The sequence below is a fragment of the Cupriavidus sp. WS genome, assembly GCF_000395345.1.
GTDB lineage: Bacteria > Pseudomonadota > Gammaproteobacteria > Burkholderiales > Burkholderiaceae > Cupriavidus > Cupriavidus basilensis_B.
Genome location: NZ_AQPL01000779.1, coordinates 1 through 333 on the forward strand (window position 1 = coordinate 1; position 333 = coordinate 333).

At 77.2% G+C, this 333-nt stretch carries 1 pseudogene; it reads right to left on the minus strand.

The annotated features are described in order from the left end of the window. A pseudogene (locus tag K206_RS44190) lies at positions 1 to 333 on the minus strand (hypothetical protein); the annotation flags it as partial.

The following is a 333-nucleotide window of genomic DNA, read 5'->3' on the forward strand; positions in this document are numbered from 1 at the left end:
TGCTGTTGCTGGATCGCCTGCTGGGCATGGAACTGGTCGCCGCGCTGGCGATCCAGTTGCTCGCGCTGCATGTCCTGCTGCTGCCGGATGGCCTGCTGTTGCTGCATGGCCTGTTGCTCGCGCGCCTGGTCGGGGCGGGTGGTCCAGCCGCGCGCGCGCGGGTCGCCGCCCGGCGCCGGCGGCTGGCCGCCGGGGGCCGCGCCCACGAAGCCCTGCGGCATGGCGCCGCGCGGGCCGCCTTCGGTGCGTTGCGGATTGAAGGCGGGGTTGGCGGGGTTGGCCTGGCCGCCTTCGCCGCGCCCGCGCCAGGCCGGCGCGGCCTGGCTCAGCCGG